19 protein-coding genes, 1 other RNA gene and 1 other annotated feature are annotated in these 22878 nt (G+C 39.2%); of the genes, 18 read left to right on the forward strand and 2 right to left on the reverse strand.

Going from position 1 to position 22878, the window contains the following annotated elements:
• Positions 1-26 precede the first annotated feature (26 nt).
• The 6 genes from ACMX9J_RS18910 (at position 27) to dtd (ending at position 8568) form a co-directional block, all read left to right on the forward strand.
• Entirely contained in the window at positions 27-320 is a 294-nt protein-coding gene (locus ACMX9J_RS18910) for a post-transcriptional regulator (protein WP_028411692.1), read from the forward strand.
• A 137-nt stretch (positions 321-457) separates the two neighbouring features.
• The gene (gene secDF / locus ACMX9J_RS18915) at positions 458-2695 is read left to right on the forward strand and encodes a protein translocase subunit SecDF (protein WP_416226095.1); all 2238 of its coding nucleotides are present in this window, start codon (positions 458-460) and stop codon (positions 2693-2695) included.
• Between the two features lie 141 nt (positions 2696-2836).
• A complete protein-coding gene (gene recJ, locus ACMX9J_RS18920) occupies positions 2837-5179 on the forward strand; it encodes a single-stranded-DNA-specific exonuclease RecJ (RefSeq protein WP_047749811.1) in 2343 nt (780 codons plus the stop codon).
• A gap of 15 nt (positions 5180-5194) precedes the next feature.
• The gene (locus tag ACMX9J_RS18925) at positions 5195-5707 is read left to right on the forward strand and encodes an adenine phosphoribosyltransferase (protein WP_013059309.1); all 513 of its coding nucleotides are present in this window, start codon (positions 5195-5197) and stop codon (positions 5705-5707) included.
• Positions 5708-5892: 185 nt separating this feature from the next.
• Positions 5893-8091, forward strand: coding sequence for a RelA/SpoT family protein (locus tag ACMX9J_RS18930; RefSeq protein ID WP_013059308.1), 2199 nt, complete (start codon positions 5893-5895; stop codon positions 8089-8091).
• 15 nt (positions 8092-8106) lie between these two features.
• Entirely contained in the window at positions 8107-8568 is a 462-nt protein-coding gene (dtd, locus tag ACMX9J_RS18935; protein ID WP_416226097.1) for a D-aminoacyl-tRNA deacylase, read from the forward strand.
• Here the strand turns inward: dtd and ACMX9J_RS18940 are convergent.
• Positions 8559-9443, reverse strand: coding sequence for an N-acetylmuramoyl-L-alanine amidase (locus tag ACMX9J_RS18940; protein WP_416226098.1), 885 nt, complete (start codon positions 9441-9443; stop codon positions 8559-8561). The genes dtd and ACMX9J_RS18940 overlap by 10 nt on opposite strands.
• A gap of 166 nt (positions 9444-9609) precedes the next feature.
• On the opposite strand from ACMX9J_RS18940, the gene ACMX9J_RS18945 reads away from it, so the two are divergent.
• The 8 genes from ACMX9J_RS18945 (at position 9610) to pstA (ending at position 17706) form a co-directional block, all read left to right on the forward strand.
• Positions 9610-9786 carry a hypothetical protein gene (locus tag ACMX9J_RS18945; protein WP_013059305.1) on the forward strand — a complete coding sequence of 59 codons (177 nt, stop codon included), beginning with the start codon at positions 9610-9612 and terminating at the stop codon, positions 9784-9786.
• An 87-nt stretch (positions 9787-9873) separates the two neighbouring features.
• Positions 9874-10106: a binding site (T-box leader), on the forward strand.
• Between the two features lie 68 nt (positions 10107-10174).
• The gene (gene hisS, locus ACMX9J_RS18950; protein WP_028410586.1) at positions 10175-11443 is read left to right on the forward strand and encodes a histidine--tRNA ligase; all 1269 of its coding nucleotides are present in this window, start codon (positions 10175-10177) and stop codon (positions 11441-11443) included.
• 12 nt (positions 11444-11455) lie between these two features.
• Complete coding sequence (gene aspS, locus ACMX9J_RS18955) at positions 11456-13234, forward strand: aspartate--tRNA ligase (RefSeq protein ID WP_416226099.1); 1779 nt, start codon at positions 11456-11458, stop codon at positions 13232-13234.
• 118 nt (positions 13235-13352) lie between these two features.
• Positions 13353-13534, forward strand: a non-coding RNA gene (ssrS, locus tag ACMX9J_RS18960) — 6S RNA.
• Positions 13535-13696: 162 nt separating this feature from the next.
• Positions 13697-14461: a ThiF family adenylyltransferase gene (locus ACMX9J_RS18965; protein WP_028411687.1), complete on the forward strand. Its 765-nt coding sequence runs from the start codon at positions 13697-13699 to the stop codon at positions 14459-14461.
• A 422-nt stretch (positions 14462-14883) separates the two neighbouring features.
• Complete coding sequence (locus ACMX9J_RS18970) at positions 14884-15768, forward strand: phosphate ABC transporter substrate-binding protein PstS family protein (protein ID WP_033579664.1); 885 nt, start codon at positions 14884-14886, stop codon at positions 15766-15768.
• Between the two features lie 124 nt (positions 15769-15892).
• Complete coding sequence (gene pstC / locus ACMX9J_RS18975; protein WP_013059300.1) at positions 15893-16780, forward strand: phosphate ABC transporter permease subunit PstC; 888 nt, start codon at positions 15893-15895, stop codon at positions 16778-16780.
• A complete protein-coding gene (pstA, locus tag ACMX9J_RS18980) occupies positions 16777-17706 on the forward strand; it encodes a phosphate ABC transporter permease PstA (RefSeq protein ID WP_025750576.1) in 930 nt (309 codons plus the stop codon). Before pstC ends, pstA begins: the two co-directional genes overlap by 4 nt.
• 46 nt (positions 17707-17752) lie before the next feature.
• On the opposite strand, the gene ACMX9J_RS18985 is transcribed toward pstA, so the two are convergent.
• The gene (locus ACMX9J_RS18985; RefSeq protein WP_033579665.1) at positions 17753-19030 is read right to left on the reverse strand and encodes a replication-associated recombination protein A; all 1278 of its coding nucleotides are present in this window, start codon (positions 19028-19030) and stop codon (positions 17753-17755) included.
• Positions 19031-19256: 226 nt separating this feature from the next.
• On the opposite strand from ACMX9J_RS18985, the gene cymR reads away from it, so the two are divergent.
• The 4 genes from cymR (at position 19257) to ACMX9J_RS19005 (ending at position 22875) form a co-directional block, all read left to right on the forward strand.
• Positions 19257-19673 (forward strand): cysteine metabolism transcriptional regulator CymR, encoded by a 417-nt coding sequence (cymR, locus tag ACMX9J_RS18990; RefSeq protein ID WP_013059297.1) that lies wholly within the window; start codon positions 19257-19259, stop codon positions 19671-19673.
• Positions 19674-19696: 23 nt separating this feature from the next.
• The gene (locus ACMX9J_RS18995; RefSeq protein WP_028411684.1) at positions 19697-20839 is read left to right on the forward strand and encodes a cysteine desulfurase family protein; all 1143 of its coding nucleotides are present in this window, start codon (positions 19697-19699) and stop codon (positions 20837-20839) included.
• A gap of 106 nt (positions 20840-20945) precedes the next feature.
• Positions 20946-22058 (forward strand): tRNA 2-thiouridine(34) synthase MnmA, encoded by a 1113-nt coding sequence (gene mnmA / locus ACMX9J_RS19000; RefSeq protein WP_028411683.1) that lies wholly within the window; start codon positions 20946-20948, stop codon positions 22056-22058.
• A 157-nt stretch (positions 22059-22215) separates the two neighbouring features.
• Positions 22216-22875, forward strand: a complete 660-nt coding sequence (locus ACMX9J_RS19005; RefSeq protein ID WP_013085089.1) for a tetratricopeptide repeat protein — start codon at positions 22216-22218, stop codon at positions 22873-22875.
• The last annotated feature ends 3 nt before the right edge of the window (positions 22876-22878 follow it).

The raw sequence follows: 22878 nt of genomic DNA on the forward strand, positions 1-22878 counted from the left end.
AATGTCAAACGGAAAGGAGGATCAATATGACACATCCATTTATTTCAGCTTCGAAAGAACTTATACAGCCTGTCGTATCCAGCAAAATGGAAGAATTTCATATGCTCGGATATGAAGAAGTAACGGAGAACGATTTATTGAGTTATTTGGAAATGAAAAAATGGAAAAAAGAAAAGGAGCTATCTCTCCATCAAGTTGTAAATGATATTTTATCTGTTAAGATCACGCAGGTGATGAGCTATGTAACCATTGAATCTTATAAATCTGATATGTTCTCAAGTGTTAATAATGGAGAAGACTGGAAAGAATTATTAAAGTAGAGTTTGTAAAATACATGTATTAAAATTTGATAAGGTCTTTATTTGACAGACATTAGGTTATGAATGATAATTAGATTGGTCATTTATCTATTGTTATCATTTCATGTTTTTTACATAAGAAGGAGGATTTTCTGTCGATGGTTAAAAGAGGACGTATCGTTGCCTTTTTCCTCTTAGTACTGCTTGTGTTTAGTACAATCGGAACAACGATGACTGGAATTACAAAAGATATTAAACTTGGCCTCGACCTTCAAGGTGGATTTGAAATTTTATATAAAGTCAGTCCAGCTAAAAAAGGCGATGTCATTGACAAAAAGGCACTTAACAGCACGGTTGAAGCGCTGCGTCAACGTGTCGATGTACTGGGAGTTAGTGAGCCCAGCATTCAAATTGAAGGAAACGACCGCATCCGTGTTCAGCTAGCTGGTGTCACGAATCAAAAGCAAGCTAGGGATCTGTTATCAACTCAAGCAAACTTAACGTTCCGTGACGTGAACGATAAGGTGCTGATGGATGGTACAGACTTAGCGCAAGGCGGGGCAAAGCAATCGTTTGACCAAAGCAATCAGCCTAGCGTCTCACTAAAGTTAAAAAATGCGAAAAAATTTGAAAAGATTACGCGAGAGCTTTCTCAAAAACCAGCACCTAACAATTTAATTGTCATTTGGCTGGATTATGAAGAAGGAAAAGACTCGTACCAAAAAGAATCAGCAAAACAAAATCCGAAGTACCTGTCTGCAGCTTCTGTTAGCAGCGTGTTAACACAGCCAGATGTTGAAATTTCAGGTGGAAACTTCACAGTGAAAAGTGCAACGCAGCTGGCGGAATTGTTAAATGCCGGGTCGCTGCCAGTTAAATTAGATGAGCTATACTCTACATCCGTTGGAGCGCAGTTTGGAGAAGAAGCTCTTCATACGACTATACTAGCGGGTATTATCGGCATCGGAATTATTTTCCTTTACATGCTGTTTTTCTACCGTTTACCGGGGCTTATTGCCGTTATTACACTCAGTTTTTATATCTACTTAAACTTAGTTGTATTTGACTGGATGCACGTGGTTATGACGCTTCCAGGGATTGCGGCTCTTATTCTCGGCGTAGGTATGGCAGTAGATGCGAATATTATTACCTACGAGCGGATTAAAGATGAACTGAAAACAGGAAGGTCTGTTATATCGGCTTACCGGGCAGGAAATCGTCGCTCACTTGCGACCATTTTTGATGCCAATATTACAACAATGTTAGCGGCTCTTGTACTGTTCTTTTATGGTCAAAGTTCAGTAAAGGGATTTGCAACAACATTAATGATCGGGATTGTGCTAAGTTTTATTACGGCCGTATACGGTACGCGTTTATTAATGAGCCTTTTAGTAAACAGCCGCTGGTTTGATAAAAAACCAGGATACTTTGGCGTGAAGAAAGAGCAAATTCACGATTTAAGCAAAGATGACGGCACAACCGTTTTACCTACAGCGTGGGATAAAATTGACTTTGTTAAATACCGTAAAGCGTTCTTCACATTCTCAAGCGTGCTCGTGATTATCGGTATTATCTCGGTTGCTGTGTTTAGGCTGAACCTCGGTATTGACTTTACGAGCGGAACTCGTATAGAGATTCCAGCAAATCATACCGTTACGCAGGCTGAGATACAGCGTGAAATGAAGTCTCTTGATATCAAAACGGATGACATAGTTATTACAGGAAAAAGTAATGATACGGGTGTCGTACGTGTAGTTGGGGTCTTGAATAAAAAAGAAATTGCCAATTTAAAAGACCACTTTAAAGACAAATACGGTTCTGAACCAAACGTAAGCACCGTTTCGCCGACAGTTGGAAAAGAACTGGCGAAAAATGCAATGATGGCGATCGTGATTGCTTCAATTGGAATTATCATCTATGTAACGATTCGATTCGAGTTTTACATGGCGCTTGCAGCCGTGCTTGCTCTGTTGCATGATGCGTTCTTTATCGTTACGGTCTTTAGCTTAACAAAGTTAGAGGTAGATTTAACGTTTATCGCCGCTGTCTTGACGATTGTTGGTTACTCAATTAACGATACAATCGTTACGTTTGACCGCATTCGTGAAAACATGCAGAAATTCAAATCCAAAACGTTCGACGATTTGACATTTATCGTAAATCTAAGTTTACGCGAAACGTTTACTCGTTCGATGAATACCGTGTTAACAGTTGTGATTGCAGTTGTAGCACTTCTTGTATTCGGAAGTGAGTCCATTCAAAACTTCTCAATTGCCCTGTTAGTAGGTTTAATTCTTGGTGCATATTCATCTGTGTTTATTGCTGCGCAGCTATGGCTTGTGTGGAAAGGTAAACAGTTGAAGCGTGAGGAACAAAAAGAAGTAGAAAGCAAGTAATTCAAAAACGTGCGAAGTGTTCGCACGTTTTTTTTGTACGTGAAAATTTAAGGCGCACTGTCAGAAAAATATGCTTATTTTCTTTCGTTGCTCCATTTCATCCACTCTAGTATAATAATGTGGGTTAAGGGGTGAAGAGACATGTTACAGTCAAAAAAACGTTGGAATGTTCAAGAATGTGATGAACAACTTGTTAATGAATTTGTAGAAAACCTCAATATTACACCTCTAGTAGCTTCGTTATTACTTAATAGAGGCATGACAACAGTAGAAGCGGCACGTGAGTTTTTACACGTTGATGCACAAACGTTCCACGATCCGTTTTTATTGCACGATATGGACAAAGCAGTAGCTCGTATTCAGCAAGCAATTGATCATAATGAAAAAATTATGATCTATGGAGATTACGATGCGGACGGCGTCAGCAGTACTTCAGTTATGTTATCTGCTTTACAGCAGCTCGGCGCTGATACTGATTTTTATATTCCTAATCGCTTTACAGAAGGTTATGGGCCGAATAAGGCAGCATTTGATAAAATAAACGCAGGCGGCTATCAGCTGGTGATTACGGTAGACACAGGTATTTCGGCAGTCGAAGAAACGGCGTATGCACGTGAATTAGATTTTGATTTAATTATTACTGATCACCACGAGCCGGGTCCGGTTTTACCCGATGCGTATGCAATTATTCATCCAAAGCTTCCGGGAAGTACATATCCATTTAAAGAACTGGCAGGTGTAGGAGTGGCTTTTAAACTCGCTCATGCGCTGTTAGGGGAGCTTCCGGAACATTTGTTAGAACTAGCAGTGATTGGGACGATTGCTGACTTAGTTCCTTTAGTCGACGAAAACCGCTTAATTGCTCGCAAAGGTCTTGACTATCTCAAGCTCACGAAGCGTACTGGAATTGAAGCGCTGCTGAGCGTATGTGGAGTAAAACGCGAAGAAATTACTGAAGATACAATTGGATTTGCCATGGCTCCTCGCATTAATGCAGTAGGACGTCTTCAAGATGCTGATCCAGCTGTTCATTTGCTTATGACAACAAATGCTGAAGAAGCAAAAGGTTTAGCTAAAGAAATTGATGCGTTAAACAAGGAAAGGCAGCAAATCGTAAATGATATTACGGAAGAAGCCGTTGAATTTGTTGAAAGTATGTATCCTCCGGATGAAAATAGCGTTCTTATTGTAGAGGGAGAAGGATGGAATGCAGGCGTTGTTGGAATTGTTGCTTCTAGGCTCGTAGAAAAGTTCTACAGACCAACAATTGTATTAAGTGTTGACTCTGAAAACCATATTGCTAAAGGTTCAGCAAGAAGTATCCAAGGCTTTGACTTATTCGCGAACTTATCTAAATGCCGTGACATTTTGCCGCATTTTGGAGGGCATCCAATGGCAGCTGGCATGACGTTAAACAGCGAGGATGTAGAAGAACTGCGCAGACGCCTTAATGAACAAGCAAGCAACGTGTTAACTCAACAGGACTTTATTCCAATTACATCAGTTGATACAGTATGCAAAACAGAGGAAATTACGCTGGAAAACATTGAACAAATGAGTGCGCTTGCTCCATTTGGTATGCATAATCCGAAGCCAAAAGTTCTCATTAAAGATGTTCATACAACATCTATGCGGAAAATTGGCGCGAATAAAAATCATTTAAAACTCGTATTTGAAGACAGCGGTGTATCGGTTGATGCAGTAGGATTTGGGTTAGGCTATATATTAGATGAAGTATCTCCTATAGCTAAGGTATCATTAGTAGGTGAACTATCTATTAATGAGTGGAACAATATGCGCAAACCGCAGCTGATGGTAGAAGATATCTCTGTAGATGAGTGGCAGATGTTTGATTATCGCAGCGCGGTTGATGTCAAACGTTTCTTTGAACAGGTATTCACAGATCAAATGAAAGTTGTTGCTTTTCACGATTCAACAATTGATAAATACAAGTCGATGCTGCCGATGGAACATGTTGTTCTTATTCAAAATGAAGAACAGGCAAAAGCATGCATGTTTGCAGGAGAACAGATCGTTTTATTAGATTTGCCTCCGTCACAGAAGTGGCTTGAAGCTTTGTTTGTCCAAGGTATTCCTTCTAGGATATACGCTATTTTCTTAACGGAAGAAGACCATTATTTTGATACAATCCCAACTCGCGATCACTTTAAATGGTTCTACGGCTTTTTAGCGAAAAAGGGTCCTTTTGATTTAAAACGCTACAAAGAAGATTTAGCAATTCATAAGGGCTGGTCGAAAGAAACGATTGATTTTATGGCAAAGGTGTTTTTTGAGTTAGAATTTGTTACAATAAACAATGGCTTAATTTCGTTAGTGAAAAATTCTACGAAACGTGATTTAATAGAATCTGCGACTTATCGCCAAAAGCAGCAGCAGATTGAAATAGAAAAAAACTTTATTTATACGTCATATGTACAGCTTAAAAATCAATTTCAAGATATTTTTAAGCGTTCGATTGAATGAGGAGGCAACATTAGAATGAATTTTAAAGATTATATTACAATTGTACCTGACTGGCCAAAACCAGGTATTACATTTAAAGATATCTCAACATTAATGGATAACGGTGACGCATACCGTGCCGCAACGGATGAGATTGTAAAATATGCCAATGATAAACAAGTTGATATTATCGTAGGACCGGAAGCTCGCGGATTTATCGTTGGTTGTCCAGTAGCATATGCGTTAGGTATCGGCTTTGCACCTGTTCGTAAAGAAGGAAAATTACCGCGTGAAGTAATTAAAGTAGATTACGGTTTAGAATACGGTAAAGACGTATTAACGATTCACAAAGATGCAATTAAGCCAGGTCAGCGCGTGTTGATTACAGATGATTTATTAGCAACAGGCGGTACAATTGAAGCGACAATTAAGCTTGTTGAAGAATTAGGCGGAATTGTTGTTGGAGCTGCGTTCTTAATTGAACTTTCTTACCTTGACGGCCGTGACAAACTAGATGGTTACGATGTATTCACATTAATGACGTATTAAGAAGAACGATCACATAAAAAAGAGTACCTGATACAGGTGCTCTTTTTTCGTTAAAAAACGTGAATACGTAAAATGGAAATGATGTAAATTTCATAAATTAGACGCAAAGGCTTTACATCCTTGGATTTTTTCAAGATAATAGTTACAATATGAATTAAAAATGCTAGTTGATAAAAGGTGATTTCATGGCAAATGAGCAAGTCCTAACAGCGGAACAGGTCATTGACAATACGAAGCGATATTTAAATGAAGAAGACGTGGCTTTTGTACAAAAAGCATATGATTTTGCAAAAGAAGCTCACAAAGAACAATATCGCAAGTCGGGTGAACCATATATTATCCACCCGATTCAAGTCGCAGGAATTTTAGTTGATCTAGATATGGATCCAGCAACAATTGCAGCTGGATTTCTACATGATGTGGTCGAAGATACAGAGATAACACTAAAGGATTTAGAAAAAGCTTTTAACGAAGAAGTAGCAATGCTAGTAGACGGCGTAACGAAACTTGGAAAAATTAAATATAAGTCTAAAGAAGAGCAGCAGGCTGAAAATCACCGCAAGATGTTTGTGGCAATGGCTCAAGATATTCGAGTCATACTGATCAAACTTGCGGATCGTCTTCATAACATGCGTACGCTGAAGCATTTACCGCAGGAAAAGCAGCGACGCATTTCAAATGAAACGCTTGAAATTTTTGCTCCTCTTGCTCATCGTCTTGGTATTTCAAAAATTAAGTGGGAGCTTGAAGATACAGCTTTACGTTACTTAAATCCTCAGCAATATTATCGCATTGTCAATTTGATGAAGAAAAAGCGTGCGGAACGCGAGCAATATTTGGCTGAAGTTATTGATGAAGTTCGTGAGCAAGTAGATGAAGTGTCGATTAAAGTTGAAATTTCAGGACGTCCAAAACATATTTATTCCATTTATCGTAAAATGGCACTGCAAAACAAGCAGTTTAATGAAATTTACGATTTACTAGCTGTGCGCATTATTGTAAATAGCATTAAAGACTGCTATGCGGTGTTAGGGATTATTCACACGTGCTGGAAACCAATGCCAGGACGTTTCAAAGATTATATTGCGATGCCAAAACAAAATATGTACCAGTCTCTTCATACGACGGTTATCGGACCAAAAGGTGATCCGTTAGAAGTTCAAATTCGAACATTTGACATGCACCAAATTGCTGAGTATGGAATTGCTGCTCACTGGGCTTACAAAGAGGGAAAAACAGCTGAGCATGCTTCATTTGAAGAAAAGTTAACGTGGTTTAGAGAAATTTTAGAATTTCAAAATGATGCAAACGATGCAGAAGAGTTTATGGAATCTCTAAAAGTTGATTTGTTTTCTGACATGGTTTATATTTTTACGCCAAAAGGCGACGTCATTGAGCTTCCTTCGGGTTCTGTTCCAATTGATTTTTCCTATCGTATTCATTCTGAAATCGGAAATAAAACCATTGGAGCAAAAGTCAACGGCAAGATGGTTACGCTTGATTACCGTTTGAAAACGGGGGACATTATCGAAATTTTGACGTCTAAGCATTCATATGGTCCAAGCAAGGACTGGTTAAAGCTTGCTCAAACGTCTCAAGCCAAAAATAAAATTCGCCAATTCTTTAAAAAGCAAAGCCGCGATGAAAATATTGAAAAAGGCAAAGAGCTGGTTGAAAAAGAAATTCGTCAAATGGAGTTTGACTTAAAAGAAGTATTAACAGCTGATAATATCAAACGAGTAGCGGAGAAGTTTAATTTCTCAAATGAAGATGATATGTATGCAGCTATTGGATATAACGGATTAACTGCGGCTCAAGTAGCTAATCGTTTAACCGAGAAGTGGAGAAAGCAGCGCGATCAAGAACAAGAGATCCAAATTGATGACATTGCACGCGACACTGCGGCTAAACGTGTTCGCCAGCATAAACGAAAAGATTCCGGTGTTATCGTACCGGGTGTAGAGAACATGCTGATTCGCTTGTCTAAATGCTGTAATCCAGTTCCCGGAGATGAGATTGTTGGTTTTATTACAAAGGGGCGGGGAGTATCTGTTCATAGAGCAGATTGTTTAAACGTTCACACAGATGATGCTGAAAGCCGTCTTATTCCTGTAGAGTGGGAAACACATATTAAAGAAGGCAAAGAGTTTAATGTGGAAATTGAAATTTCGGGCTACGACCGTCGAGGCTTACTAAATGAAGTTCTGCAGGTTGTAAACGAGACTAAAACGAATATTTCAGCCGTTTCAGGAAAATCGGACCGAAACAAAATGGCTACGATTCATATGTCAATTTCTATTCATAACATCAGTCATCTTCATAAAGTGGTCGAGCGCATTAAGCAGCTTCGAGACATTTATTCAGTTCGCCGAATTATGCATTAAGAAAGGTCGTTATACATGAGAGTAGTCGTACAAAGAGCAAAGAATGCAAAAGTAACTGTTGCAGGCGAGACGGTCGGCGAGATTGAGCACGGATATATGCTTTTAGTCGGTATTACCCACGAGGATACTGAAGCCGATGCAGAGTATGTAGCAGACAAAATTGTAAATTTGCGAGTGTTTGAAGATGAGTCTGGCAAAATGAATTTGTCGCTTCTAGATGTAGAAGGAGAAATTTTATCGGTATCTCAATTTACGCTTTACGGAGATTGCCGAAAAGGCAGAAGACCAAACTTTATGGAAGCTGCTAGGCCAGATCATGCTGTAACGATTTACAACTATTTTAATAAAGTATTATCAGGAAAAAATATTCGAGTAGAAACCGGCGCATTTGGCGAAATGATGGACGTATCATTTACGAATGACGGACCGGTCACACTTATTGTAGAAAGCAATGAAAAAACGCAGGCTCACAGATGAGTCTGCGTTTTTTCTTTGTTTTGAAAGTAGTGATTTAATCCTTCAGCGATAGCGGATGTAATCATTTGCTGATAACTGATGGAATTAATATACGTTTCTTCCCGTTCGTTGCTTAAAAAGCCCAGTTCAATTAATGTACTCGGACGTGTATTTTCGCGAAGAACATAATAGTTTCCAAATCGTTCTCCTTTGTCTTTCAATTTTGCATGTTCAATGAGTGACTGATGAATAGAATGTGTGAGTGGACTGTCCTGATGCTGATGATAATAATACGTCATAAGGCCAGTTAGCTGTGAGCTGTTCGTACTGTTGTAGTGAACGCTTATAAAAGCATCTGCTTTAGTCGATTGCAGTGTGCGCTGTGAAAGTAGAACGTACTCATCACGGGTGCGGGTTAAAATGACGTGTGCGCCTTCTTTTTGAAGTTTGTTTTGTAAAATCAGCGCTGTTCGGAGAGTGAGATCTTTTTCATATGTGCCCTGTGTGCCGATGGCTCCTTTGTCTTTTCCTCCATGGCCTGCATCAATAATAATGGTTTTGCCCTTTAGGTGCTGCAAGCTTTTACTCAGCGTATAAACAGGCTGGCGCTGCGCTACTTGCATGCTAGGCTGAACGCTGCGGAGCGCTACGGTTTTCGTGAATTTTTTAAACACCCAGCCTTGAATACCCGAGCTTTCTACATAATACCAATCTCCTTGACGGTCTGAAACGGATAGTCTTGTATTCTTCGTCAATTTATTTGTAATTGAAAATGAACGTCCTGGACCGCTGCGTACATGAAGAGAGTCAGCTGTTACAACAATGCGTTGATGCACCGGTACATTTGGGCGCTCAAATGAGGAAGAGCACAGTAACAAAAGGATACTTGCAGCCAAAACAGATACAGACTTCATGTTAAGATGGCGAATAGATAGACCTCCTTTTTATAACAAAATAGAGTATTCGATGAAAAGAAAAAAAATCCTTTCTCTTATGTAAAAACATCTTTTTTGGGCAATGCTAATAAAAGGATAAGTAAGTGTAGGCAGGGAGGAAGAAACGATGAAGTTTAGTGAAAAAGGTGAACAATCATTTCAGCAGGTAAATCCGGTATTTGGCATTCATTTTCATGATTTTATTGATAGAGAAAGTGAAGCTTCATCCCTTGAATTGGCTTCTGAATTTGGTTTAACGCTTCGAGATATTCAGAAACTAAGAAAACAATTAGACCGCTCTTAACATGAAAGGTGCTTGACAACTGCTCATTTCATTCGTAATATAGAAAGCAATTGCTAAATTAAAATGAATGTATAACATTTTTATATTGATAAGCCAAAGATCGAGAAAAGTAGTAAAGATGACACATGGCTAGAGAGGAAATGTCTTAGGCTGAAAGCATTTCTACATGATGACTTTATGAAAGAACACTCAGGAGGCTTCACTCTGAAAAGGGAAACTTAGTAGGAGATGAACGTGTTCGTGCGTTAACGAAATGAGTGGAAACATGTCATATGTTTCAATTAGGGTGGTACCACGTGAGATTAACTCTCGTCCCTACTATGGAAAAATAGTAGAGGCGAGAGTTTTTTTGTATTGTAAATTTTAAATATAGGAGGCATATCACGTTATGTCAGTTCAAATACCTAGAGGCACACAAGATATTTTACCGGGCAAAGTAGAATATTGGCAGTTTGTTGAACAGCGAGCAAGAGAAATCTGCCGTGCGTTCAACTATCAAGAAATTCGTACACCAATGTTTGAACACACTGAATTATTTTTGCGCGGAGTGGGAGAAACAACGGATATCGTGCAAAAAGAAATGTACACATTTAAGGATCGAGGCGACCGCAGCTTAACACTTCGTCCAGAAGGAACAGCTGCAGTTGGACGATCATTTGTTTCAAATAAAATGTTTGGAAATCCAACGCAGCCAACAAAGCTGTTTTATATCGGTCCTATGTTTCGTTATGAACGACCTCAAGCGGGACGTTTCCGTCAATTCGTTCAGTTTGGCGTAGAAGCATTAGGGGTAAATGATCCAGCTATCGACGCTGAAGTTCTTGCCCTGTTAATGAGCTTTTACCAATCGCTTGGATTAAAAAAATTAAAGCTGGTTGTTAACAGTTTAGGAGATACAGAAAGTCGTCAAGCTCACCGTCAAGCACTTATCGATCACTTTGCACCTCGCATCGGAGAGTTTTGCAGCGACTGTCAAAGCCGATTGGAGAAAAATCCTCTTCGTATTTTAGATTGTAAAAAAGATCGTGACCATGAACTGATGGCTACAGCGCCGTCTATTCTTGATTATTTAAACGACTATTCAAAAGAATATTTTGAAAAAGTACAGCAGTACTTAACCGATTTAGACATTGACTATGTTGTAGATCCGACGCTAGTACGCGGGTTAGATTATTATAATCACACAGCATTTGAACTAATGAGTGAAGCAGAAGGATTTGGCGCCATTACAACTCTTTGCGGCGGAGGCCGTTATAATGGGCTGATTCAAGAAATCGGCGGACCTGAAACACCAGGTATCGGATTCGCTTTAAGCATTGAACGCTTATTATCTGCATTGGAAGCAGAAGGAATTGAGCTTCCGGTAGAAACTGGCGTAGATTGCTATGTAGTGACAATGGGCGATGAGGCGAAAGAAAAATCTGTTTCAATTGTAAATACGCTTCGACGTGCAGGTTTTGTAGCAGATAAAGATTATCAAGATAAAAAAATGAAAGCTCAGTTCAAAGCAGCCGATCGTGTACAAGCAAAATTTGTTGTTGTTCTAGGTGAAGATGAGCTAGCAAAACAAGTTGTAAACGTAAAGAATATGGAATCTGGCGAACAGCAAGAAGTATCAATTGATCAATTGGTTAGCTATTTGCAGGAACAAGTATAAGGGGGAACCATGATGACAAAACGTTCATACTACTGTGGAGATGTAACAGAACAAGCAACTGGCGAAACAGTTCTATTAAAAGGATGGGTTCAAAAGCGCCGTGATTTAGGCGGATTAATTTTTATTGATTTACGCGACCGCGGCGGAGTTGTGCAAGTTGTATTTAATCCTGAAAAATCTGCTGAAGCGCTAAAAATTGCTGAAGATGTACGTAATGAATTCGTACTGGAAGTGCAGGGAACTGTTGTAGCTCGTGAAGAGGGAACCGTTAACCCGAACTTAAAAACAGGTAAAATTGAAGTTCACGCTGAGCAAATTACTGTGTTGAATAAAGCCAAAACACCTCCTTTTGCCATTGCGAATCAAACGGAAGTATCAGAAGATGTTCGATTAAAATATCGTTATTTAGATCTTCGACGTTCTGAAATGTTTAACACGCTTAAAATGCGCAATGACATTACAAAAACAATTCGCGACTTCTTAGATCAAAATGACTTTTTAGATGTTGAAACACCTATTTTAACAAAAAGCACGCCAGAAGGTGCACGTGATTATCTTGTGCCGAGCCGCGTACACGAAGGTGAGTTTTATGCTCTTCCTCAATCACCGCAAATCTTTAAGCAACTGTTAATGGTAAGCGGAGTTGAGCGTTATTATCAAATTGCTCGCTGTTTCCGCGATGAGGACTTGCGTGCAGATCGTCAGCCTGAATTTACTCAAATCGATATTGAAACATCATTTTTATCTCAAGAGGACATCATGACAATGACGGAAGAAATGATGTCTAAAGTAATGAAGCGCGTAAAAGATTTAGATGTAACGACGCCTTTCCCGCGCATGTCATATGATGAAGCGATGAGCCGCTATGGTTCAGATAAGCCGGATACACGTTTTGAAATGGAGCTAGTCAACTTATCAGAGCTTGTGAAAGACTGCGGGTTTAAAGTATTTAGCGCAGCAGTTGAAAACGGCGGAGAAGTAAAAGCGATTAACGTAAAAGGTGCCGCTTCTAGCTATTCACGTAAAGATATCGATGCTTTAACAGAGTTCGTGAAAATTTACGGTGCTAAAGGGTTAGCATGGCTGAAAGTTGAAGCAGACGGCTTAAAAGGACCAATTGCAAAATTCTTCAACGAAGATGAGCAAAAGCAATTTGCTGAAGCTCTTCAAACGGAAGAAGGAGATTTACTTTTATTTGTAGCTGATAAAAAGTCAGTTGTAGCAGATGCACTTGGCGCTCTTCGTCTAAAGCTTGCAAAAGAACAAGGGATTATTGATGAAACGAAATTTAACTTCCTATGGGTAACAGATTGGCCTCTTCTTGAGCATGACGAAGAAGACAACCGTTACTACGCGGCTCATCATCCATTCACAATGCCAGTTCGTGAAGATTTACCAATGTTAGAAAGCGATCCTGGACAAGTCCGTGCACAAGCATATGACTTAGTGTTGAATGGTTACGAACTTGGCGGAGGATCTTTACGTATTTATGAGCGTGATATTCAAGAAAAAATGTTTAAAACGCTTGGATTTACATTAGAAGAAGCATATGAGCAGTTCGGTTTCTTACTTGAAGCATTTGAATACGGTACTCCTCCTCACGGCGGAATTGCGTTAGGTCTTGACCGTTTGGTTATGCTTTTAGCAGGACGTACAAACTTGCGCGATACAATTGCCTTCCCTAAAACAGCAAGTGCAAGCTGTCTATTAACAAACGCACCTGGTGAAGTAAGTGAAGCGCAATTAGACGAGCTGCATTTGCAGGTAAAAAAGCAAAAAACAGAAGCGTAATCGATTAAACCATCTGTTAAATCGAGCCTGTCACTGGAGCACGACAGGCTCGATTTTTTTGTTTTACTTATTAATTGCAAAGTGATTTTTTCTGTGATAAGATACTTTCAAGAACTAAATAGTCCTGATGTGTTCGTCCTTAATCCAGTTTTGACCGAACAATTTTTTGCTTGGGAGCTCGGAGTTTTTAACGAGCGTACATGCCTCATCTCGAGGACTTACAATGGTTAAAGCAGAGCACCCACCTGCCGAGAGCGGGTTCAAAACGAAGGCACTCGAGACGGCACGATCGGGACTAGCATACATATAAGAAATCCTCTATGTAATGATTTGCATAGAGTTTTTTTATGGAGAAATAACGAATGCTCATGTTCGTTTTGCTAAAAATATGGTATAGTCAATTTCGTTGTTTATTTGAATTAATCATACACGTTGGTGTATTTAATAGAGGAGTGTTTTAACATGTTGCATCAGTTTTCGCGTAATGAACTGGCGATAGGAAAAGAAGGGTTAGCTACTTTAAAAGGCAGCACGGTTGCTATTTTAGGGATAGGAGGAGTAGGGTCGTTTTCTGCTGAGGCTTTGGCTCGGTCAGGAGTAGGTCGTTTAATTCTTGTAGATAAAGACGATGTTGATATTACAAACGTAAATCGTCAAATTCATGCGCTGCTTTCGACGGTAGGTCAGCCCAAGACAGAATTAATGAAACAGCGTATTTTGGATATTAACCCAGACTGTGACGTCGTTTCTCTTCAAATGTTTTATACGGAAGAAACGTATGAAGAGTTCTTTAGTTACAAACCGGACTTTGTAGTGGATGCATCCGATACGATTTCGTATAAAATTCATTTAATGAAAGAATGTTTAAAACGTGATATTCCGATTATTTCAAGTATGGGTGCTGCGAATAAAATGGATCCAACACGTTTTAAAATTGCAGACATTTCAAAGACGCATACAGATCCGATTGCAAAAGTGGTTCGTACTCGTCTGCGTAAAGAAGGAATTCGCAAAGGAATTAACGTCGTTTTTTCTGATGAACGTCCAATCGTTATTCGCGAAGAAGTTCGCAAAGAAGTAGGAAACGATCAAGCGCAAATTCGAAAAGCGAAAATGCCCCCATCTTCTAATGCTTTTGTTCCATCTGTAGCGGGATTAATTATGGGCGGTCATGTTATCAATGAATTATTAAGTAATATTAAGATTCGCCGCGTAGGTGATCAATAAAAAGAAGGCTATCGCAGCCTTCTTTTTTTTATGGAAATATCTGTTCTATTTATGCTTTGGATGGAATCTTCTGTTTGATATGTATAAAAAGTACTAATAAATTGAAAAATATGGCTTGATGGTGAATTTACACTGTAGTAAAAAAAGAGATTTATGTAAATTTATTTAACGCTTTATTTACATAAAATTTACGTTTTGGCTTTCTTTCTGTTGTATCTTCTACAGTAATATTCAGAAAGTCTTATATATCAAGGGTTTTGATAGAAATAAGAAAAAATAAACCCCAAATAAGTAAGTTTACAGTAACTTAAAATTCACTTCATATAAAGACAACAATCTACTCGTATAATGTGTCTTGTACCTGTTGTTCGAGTACAAAGGACTAGTACTAATTACACATATATTTATTGGAGGGTAATGTAATGAAAACAAAGGGTTTTAAAGTAACATTAGCAGCTTTTTTAATGGTAGGAGCACTAGCAGCATGTGGTAAAGACGGAGCAAGCAACGACAGTGGTTCGGGCAGCAAAGAAGAAGTGTCAGGTACGTTAACAGCGGCGGGATCTACAGCTTTACAACCACTTGCAGAAGAAGCAGCGAATGGAATTACGGAAAAATATCCAAACCTTTCAGTAACGGTACAAGGTGGAGGTAGTGGAACTGGTGTTAACCAAGTAGCATCAGGAGCAGTTGACATTGGAAACTCTGACGTTCCAGCAGCCGATAAAATCGAAGATAAATCAAAAGCAGATAAACTTGTCGATACGAAAGTAGCGGGCATTGGGTTCGCACTTGTTGTAAATAAAGATGTAAAAGTAGAATCGTTAACAAAAGAGCAAATTCAAAAGATTTTCTCTGGTGAAATTAAAAACTGGAAAGAAGTTGGCGGAAACGACGAAAAAATTAACGTAATCAACCGTCCAGCATCATCTGGTACACGTGCTACATTTGAGAAAACATTAATGGGTGACGCAAAAGTAAATGACAGCGTTGGTACAGCTCAAGATTCAAACGGAGCGGTTGAGCAATCAGTAAACTCAACTCCAGGAGCAGTAAGTTACCTTGCTATGTCGTATTTAATTGGCGATAAAAAAGAAAGTTTAAAAATGCTTAATATTGATGGTGTGGAGCCAACAACAGAAAATATTGTTTCTAAAAAATATCCGTTCTGGTCTTATGAGTACATGATTACAAACGGTGAGCCAAAAGATGGTGCAAAAGAGTACATTGATTATGTATCTGGTAAAGACTTTGCTAAGCAAGTAGAAGATATGGGCTATATCCCAATGACTGAATTCAAAAAATAAAAGTGTTTTTAAAAAGAATAGGGCTGACTAACACAGTCAGTCTTATTCTATTTGAATGTTAATAAAGTATATAGCAAATAAAAAGAAAAGCGAATATATACTGAATATGTAAGGAGACAGAGCGATGAAGGGGAAAAAATCCATTAATTATGTAAAAAGCGAATACATTGGCCGTACGCTTTCTACATTTTGCGGTATTTTAATTGTACTTGTTACGTTAGCTATTATCGTATTTATTTGTGAAAAAGGCATACAGTCATTTTTACAAAGCAATATATCAATCGGTGAAATGTTGACTTCAACAAAATGGAGCCCAAACAATAAAGAATACGGGGCACTTGTGTTTATTCTGGGTTCAATGCTTGTATCAATCGGAGCCGTTATTATAAGTGCTCCAATTGGAATTGCTATTGCCATTTTTAACAACTATATTTCGCCTAAATTTGGGTCAACGGTTTTACGACCGGTTTTAGAGCTTTTAGTCGGAGTTCCTTCAGTGGTATACGGCCTTTTAGGGGTTACCATTTTAGTGCCGCTTCTTCGCGATAACTTCGGCGGAGTGGGCTTTAGTTTGATTGCCGGAATTATTGTCTTAAGCGTCATGATTCTTCCGACAATTGCAAGTATTGCTGACGATGCAATTCGAAGCGTAGCACCTGAATATTTAGAAGCTTCTTATGGACTAGGTTCAACAAGATGGCAGGCAATTAGCCGAGTTATTATTCCATCTGCTAAAACAGGTATTTTAACAGGTATCGTGTTAGGGCTTGCCCGTGCATTCGGAGAAGCGCTAGCTGTGCAAATGGTTATCGGAAATACGGTTAAGCTTCCTGAAAGCTTATACAGCCCAACGGCAACATTAACAGGTATTTTAACAATGGATATGTCTAATACGTTAAACGGAACGGCATGGAATAACGCATTGTGGACGTTAGCCATGATTTTACTGCTTATTTCTTTCGTGTTCATTTTAATTATCCGAGCAATTGGGAAACGAGGTGCTCATCAATGAGAAACAAAAATGCACGCACAGTAAATAATATATGGACAGGTATTTTTTATGGCATTGCCGCTCTAGTTGTGGCGCTATTAGTGTATTTAGTTGTTGAAATTATCGCCAAGGGCTGGGGATTTTGGGATCCGAACTTTTTATTTGGAAAGCCAAGCAATACGATGGCAGGTGGCGGTATTGGACCGCAGCTGTTTAACTCGTTTTACATGCTTGTTTTAACGCTGATCATTTCTATTCCTCTTGGTTTAGGAGCCGGAATTTACTTAGCGGAGTACGCGAAGCAAGGTCGTTTCCTAAATTTCGTCCGCTTATGTATTGAGACAATGGCGTCATTACCGTCCATTGTAGTTGGTTTATTTGGATTATTAATTTTCGTCACATTTTCAGGCTGGGGCTATACGCTTATCGGCGGAGCACTTGTGATTACAATTTTAAATTTACCGGGTTTAACGCGCGTATGTGAAAGTGCGATTGCATCTGTTCCTGCGAGTGTAAAAGAAGCGAGTTTAGGCTTGGGTGCGACTAAATGGCAAACAATTGTCAAAGTAGTGATTCCATCAGCGATTCAACAAATTATCACGGGCGTTATTTTAACAGCGGGACGAATCTTTGGAGAGGCAGCTGCGCTGATTTATACAGCTGGCTTAACGACGCCGATGTTAAATTCAAATGCCGACTTAACGAGTCCTGTAAACCCGTTTAATATTTTTCGACCAGCGGAGACGCTTGCCGTCCACATTTGGAAATTAAACTCTGAAGGAATTGTACCTGATGCGAGATTGATTGCAACAAAGTCAGCTGCTATTCTAATCATTATGGTTCTGTTGTTTAATATCATCGCTCGTTTAGTAGCAAAACTTTTAGACAGCTACTTTAAAGGTTCAACAAAAACGAAAAAACGAAAAGACGTTAAAAGTGCAGCTTAATAGATAAAGACAAAAAAGAAAATGGCTTTGAAACTGAGCAACAGTTTCAGCCATTTTCTTTTTTTAATGTCTCTAAACGATTGAAAACTTTTGAAAAGTATTTTTCTTGTCCATTTTGTTTAGGATGAAAATATTGTTTGTTTTTGATGCGATCCGGTAAATACTGTTGAAGGACCCATCCGTTATCAAAATCATGCGGGTATTGATATTCAACGCCTCGTCCAAGGTTCTCTGCTCCTTTGTAATGAGCATCCTTCAAATGAATGGGAACGTCGCCGGACAACCCTTTTTTAATATCACTTATCGCTTCATCTAATGCTTTGTAAGCAGCGTTGGACTTCGGTGATAGGCAAAGCTCAATAACGGCGTTTGCAAGCGGGATGCGTGCTTCTGGAAGTCCTAATCGCTCAGTTGCTTGAATAGCTGCTAGTGTCCTCATGCCGGCATCCGGATCAGCTAGTCCAATGTCTTCATAGGCAATGACTAAAAGGCGACGATTGATGCTGATCAAGTCTCCTGCTTCAATTAGCCGTCCCAAATAATGAAGAGCGGCATTTACGTCGCTCCCGCGAATCGATTTTTGAAAAGCCGATAATACATCATAGTGAGCGTCACCATTTTTATCATGTGAAAAATACTTTTGCTGCAGACATTCTTCTGCCGTTTGTAAGGTAATAACGATTTTACCATCGCTTTCACTTGTTGATAAAACAGCTAGTTCCAGAGCATTCAAAGCCGAGCGCACGTCACCGTTACAGCTGTTGGCAAAGTGGTTCATGGCGTCATCTTCTACGACAATTTTTCTATCCCCAAATCCATTGGATGAGTCGTTGAGTGCTCTTGTTAGCGCCATTTTGATATCATCTGGCGTAAGAGATTTTAATTCGAAGATTTGGCATCTGCTTCGAATAGCAGGATTAATCGCGTGATAAGGATTGCTTGTTGTCGCTCCGATTAGAATGATCATGCCGTTTTCTAAATAAGGAAGCAAAAAGTCTTGCTTGGCTTTGTCAAGGCGATGAACTTCATCTAGCAGAAGAATTACTTTGCCTGACATTTTGGCCTCTTCGGCGACAATTTCCATATCTTTTTTATTGTTTACAACGGCATTTAACTGACGAAACGCCGTGTTGGTTGTTTTTGCAATAGCTGTCGCAATTGTTGTTTTCCCGACGCCTGGAGGCCCATATAAAATCATCGAGCTTAAGTGATTTGCTTTTACCATTCGATAAATCATTTTATCTTTGCCAACTAAATGCTGCTGCCCGATAACGTCATCTAAATGAGTCGGACGCATTCGAAATGCGAGAGGTTTTGTAGACATGTTTTTCTCCTTTCTTTTCTTTCACTGTATCACAAGAGGTGAATAGGTGGTGGAAATTTATCTTATAGGCATAGTATGTTATAATACCAACAGTTACATTTGCAAGAAACGCGTATAGAGAAGTTCATATAGCTTAGTAAAAAACGACTCATCACAGCATTCAGTGACAACGTGAGGGTCTTATTTTTTTCATAAATAAAAAAAGTGTATTGAAGGAGTGTATCGTATGAAAATTTCAACAAAAGGACGCTACGGTTTAACGATTATGATTGAGCTTGCGAAGCGCTTTGGAGAAGGTCCTATCTCGCTTAAAACTATTGCTCAAACGCATGATTTATCTGAACATTATTTAGAACAACTTATTTCACCGCTGCGTAACGCTGGGCTTGTAAAAAGCGTGCGCGGAGCTTATGGAGGTTACATCTTGGCACATGAACCTGCTAACATTACTTCTGGCGATATTATTTCCGTTTTAGAAGGTCCTATTAGTCCTGTAGAAGGAATTGAAGATGAAGAGCCTGCAAAACGCGAGCTGTGGATTCGTATTCGAGATGCAGTTAAAGAAGTGCTAGATAGTACAACGCTTGAAGATTTAGCAAATCATTCTGATGATGATCAAGCGTCTTATATGTTTTATATTTAATAATGAGCTAGGAGGCGTTTATTTTGGAACGTATTTATGTTGATCATGCAGCAACGTCTCCAATACATCCAGCAGTCGTTGAGAAAATGACGACTTTTATGCATGAGTACTTTGGAAATCCGTCTAGTATTCATCACTACGGGCGGGAAAGTCGACGCTATTTAGACGAAGCTCGCCAAACGATTGCAGCAAGTATTGGAGCACACGAAAATGAACTGATTTTTACAAGTGGTGGGACAGAAGCAGATAATATGGCACTGATCGGAGTCGCTCTTGCAAACCGCCATAAAGGAAATCATATTATTACCACGCAAATTGAACACCACGCTGTGCTTCATACGTGTGAATATTTAGAAACACAGGGCTTTGAAGTGACTTACCTACCAGTTAATGAGTACGGACAAGTATCTGTGGATGAAATAAAATCAGCCCTAACGGATCAAACAATTCTTGTGTCGGTGATGTTTGGAAATAATGAAGTAGGTGCTATTCAGCCAATTGGAGAAATTGGAGTTCTATTAAAAGAGCATGGAGCATATTTCCACACGGATGCAGTGCAAGCTTATGGATTAATTCCGTTAAATGTGCAACAATTAGGTGTCGATCTTTTATCCGTTTCGGCTCATAAAATTAACGGACCAAAAGGGATGGGCTTTTTATATGCAGCTGCTCACGTTTCACTGTCTCCTTTGCTATTTGGAGGAGAACAAGAGCGCAAACGACGAGCTGGAACTGAGAACATGACAAGTATCGTCGGGTTTGAAGAAGCTGTGAAAATTTCGCAACAAACGCTGCAAACACGTGCAGATGAATATAGAAGATACAAAGAAATAATGGTAGCTGTGTTGAAAGAAGAAGGTATTTCATTTGAAATTAACGGACATCTTGAAAATGCTCTGCCACATGTGTTAAATTTATCATTTCCAAAAACAAATGTTGAATCGATGCTCGTAAATTTAGACTTAGCAGGAATTGCGGCATCGAGCGGTTCAGCTTGCACAGCGGGAGCAATCGATCCTTCTCATGTGCTTGTTGCTATGTTTGGAAAAGGGTCTGAGCGTTTAACAACTTCTATTCGATTTAGCTTTGGCCTAGGAAACTCTGCTGAGCAAATTGAAAAAACCGCACGTCAAACAGCAAACATCGTTAAGCGACTAACGATGTAAATAGCAGCCATCAGTAGGGTCTTCATCCCTCACTGATGGTTTGTGTCGTTTCTTTCGCTTTTTAGCGAACAATTTAATTAAAATGAAGAAAACGGAGGTGGCGAAGTTGACAAAATCACCTAAAGATACACGTGTAGTAGTCGGAATGAGCGGAGGCGTTGATTCATCTGTAGCAGCTCTTTTATTAAAACAACAAGGATACGATGTGATCGGAATCTTTATGAAAAACTGGGACGATACGGATGAAAACGGCGTTTGTACTGCGACTGAAGATTATAACGATGTTATTCGCGTATGTAATCAAATTGGTATTCCCTACTATGCAGTCAACTTTGAGAAACAATATTGGGATAAAGTATTTACCTACTTTTTAGATGAATATAAAGCAGGTCGTACACCGAATCCTGATGTAATGTGTAATAAAGAAATTAAATTCAAAGCCTTTTTGGAGCATGCAATGACGCTAGGAGCAGACTATCTAGCGACAGGACATTATGCACGCGTTGCGTATCGTGACGGGGAGTATAAAATGCTTCGAGGCGTAGATGGAAATAAAGATCAAACGTATTTCTTAAATCAATTAGGACAAGATCAGCTTTCAAAAGTAATGTTCCCAATTGGAGAAATTGAGAAATCAAAAGTGCGTGAAATTGCAAAAGAAGCAGGCCTTGCTACAGCAACGAAAAAAGACAGCACAGGTATTTGCTTTATTGGCGAACGCAACTTCAAGGAATTTTTAAGTCAGTATCTTCCTGCTCAGCCAGGTGTGATGCAAACGCTTGACGGCGAAGTGAAGGGCAAGCATGACGGCCTTATGTACTACACGATTGGTCAACGCCATGGTTTGGGTATCGGAGGCAGCGGCGAACCTTGGTTTGTAGTTGGAAAAGATTTAGAAAAAAACGTTTTATACGTCGATCAAGGCTTTCACAATGAGCTGCTTTATTCTACATCTCTTACAGCAACAAATGTCAGCTGGGTAAGCGACCGTGACTGGTCGTCACCAATGACGTGCACAGCAAAATTCCGCTATCGTCAAACCGATTCAGCAGTAACCGTTGAGAAAGTCGATGATGATACAATTAAAGTTATTTTTGCTGAACCCGTGCGGGCAATTACGCCAGGTCAAGCAGTTGTGTTTTACAAAGATGACGAATGTCTTGGCGGAGCAACTATTGACAAAGTATTTCAAGAAGAAGAGCAAATTTGGTACGTATAATTTATATAAGCAAGAACGAAAAACCTCAGCTGTATATAGCTGAGGTTTTTCTATGATATACTTTACTTATTGGGTAAACTAATAACTTACATATTCTAGATTTTCATGATGTGAAAATCTTTTAAATCATAACTAAAACAGTGGAGTGAACGAAAAAATGACAGATAAAAATCAGCTAGGAATTCAGTATATGCAGGAAGGGAAATTTGAAGAGGCTGCTAAAACATTTTCAGAAGCAATTGAAGATAATCCAAAAGATCCAATTGTGTATGTGAATTTTGGCAATTTGTTAGCGGCTGTTAGTGAGATGGATCGTGCTTTGAAATTTTATGAACGTGCGATTGAATTAGATGAAGAAACGGCAACAGCGTATTACGGAGCAGGAAATATTTATTTTAATGCAGAGCAGCTTGAGCAGGCAAAGCACTACTTTGATTTAGCAATCAAAAAAGGCTTAGATTCATCCGATGCCTACTTTATGCTTGGTTTAACGCTGTTTCATATGGAAGAAATTCGTTTTGCGATGCCTTATCTGCAGCGAGCGGTAGAACTAAACGAACATGATGTAGAAGCAAAATTTCAGTACGGTCTTTGTTTAGCACAGCTCGAAATGGTAGATGAAGCGATTGCTGAATTTCTTAAGGTAGTAAATCAAGAGCCAGAACATGCCGATGCTTTCTATAATTTGGGCGTAGCGTATGCCATGAAAGATGATAAGGACAAAGCAATTGAGATGTTAGATGAAGCTTTAAACGTGCAGCCAGATCACGTAATGGCAGCAAATGCTAAACAAGTTCTGTCTACATTAGAACATTAAGAA

Origin of the sequence: Priestia sp. RMT2NF4 (assembly GCF_047872835.1) — a bacterium.
Lineage (GTDB): Bacteria > Bacillota > Bacilli > Bacillales > Bacillaceae_H > Priestia > Priestia zanthoxyli.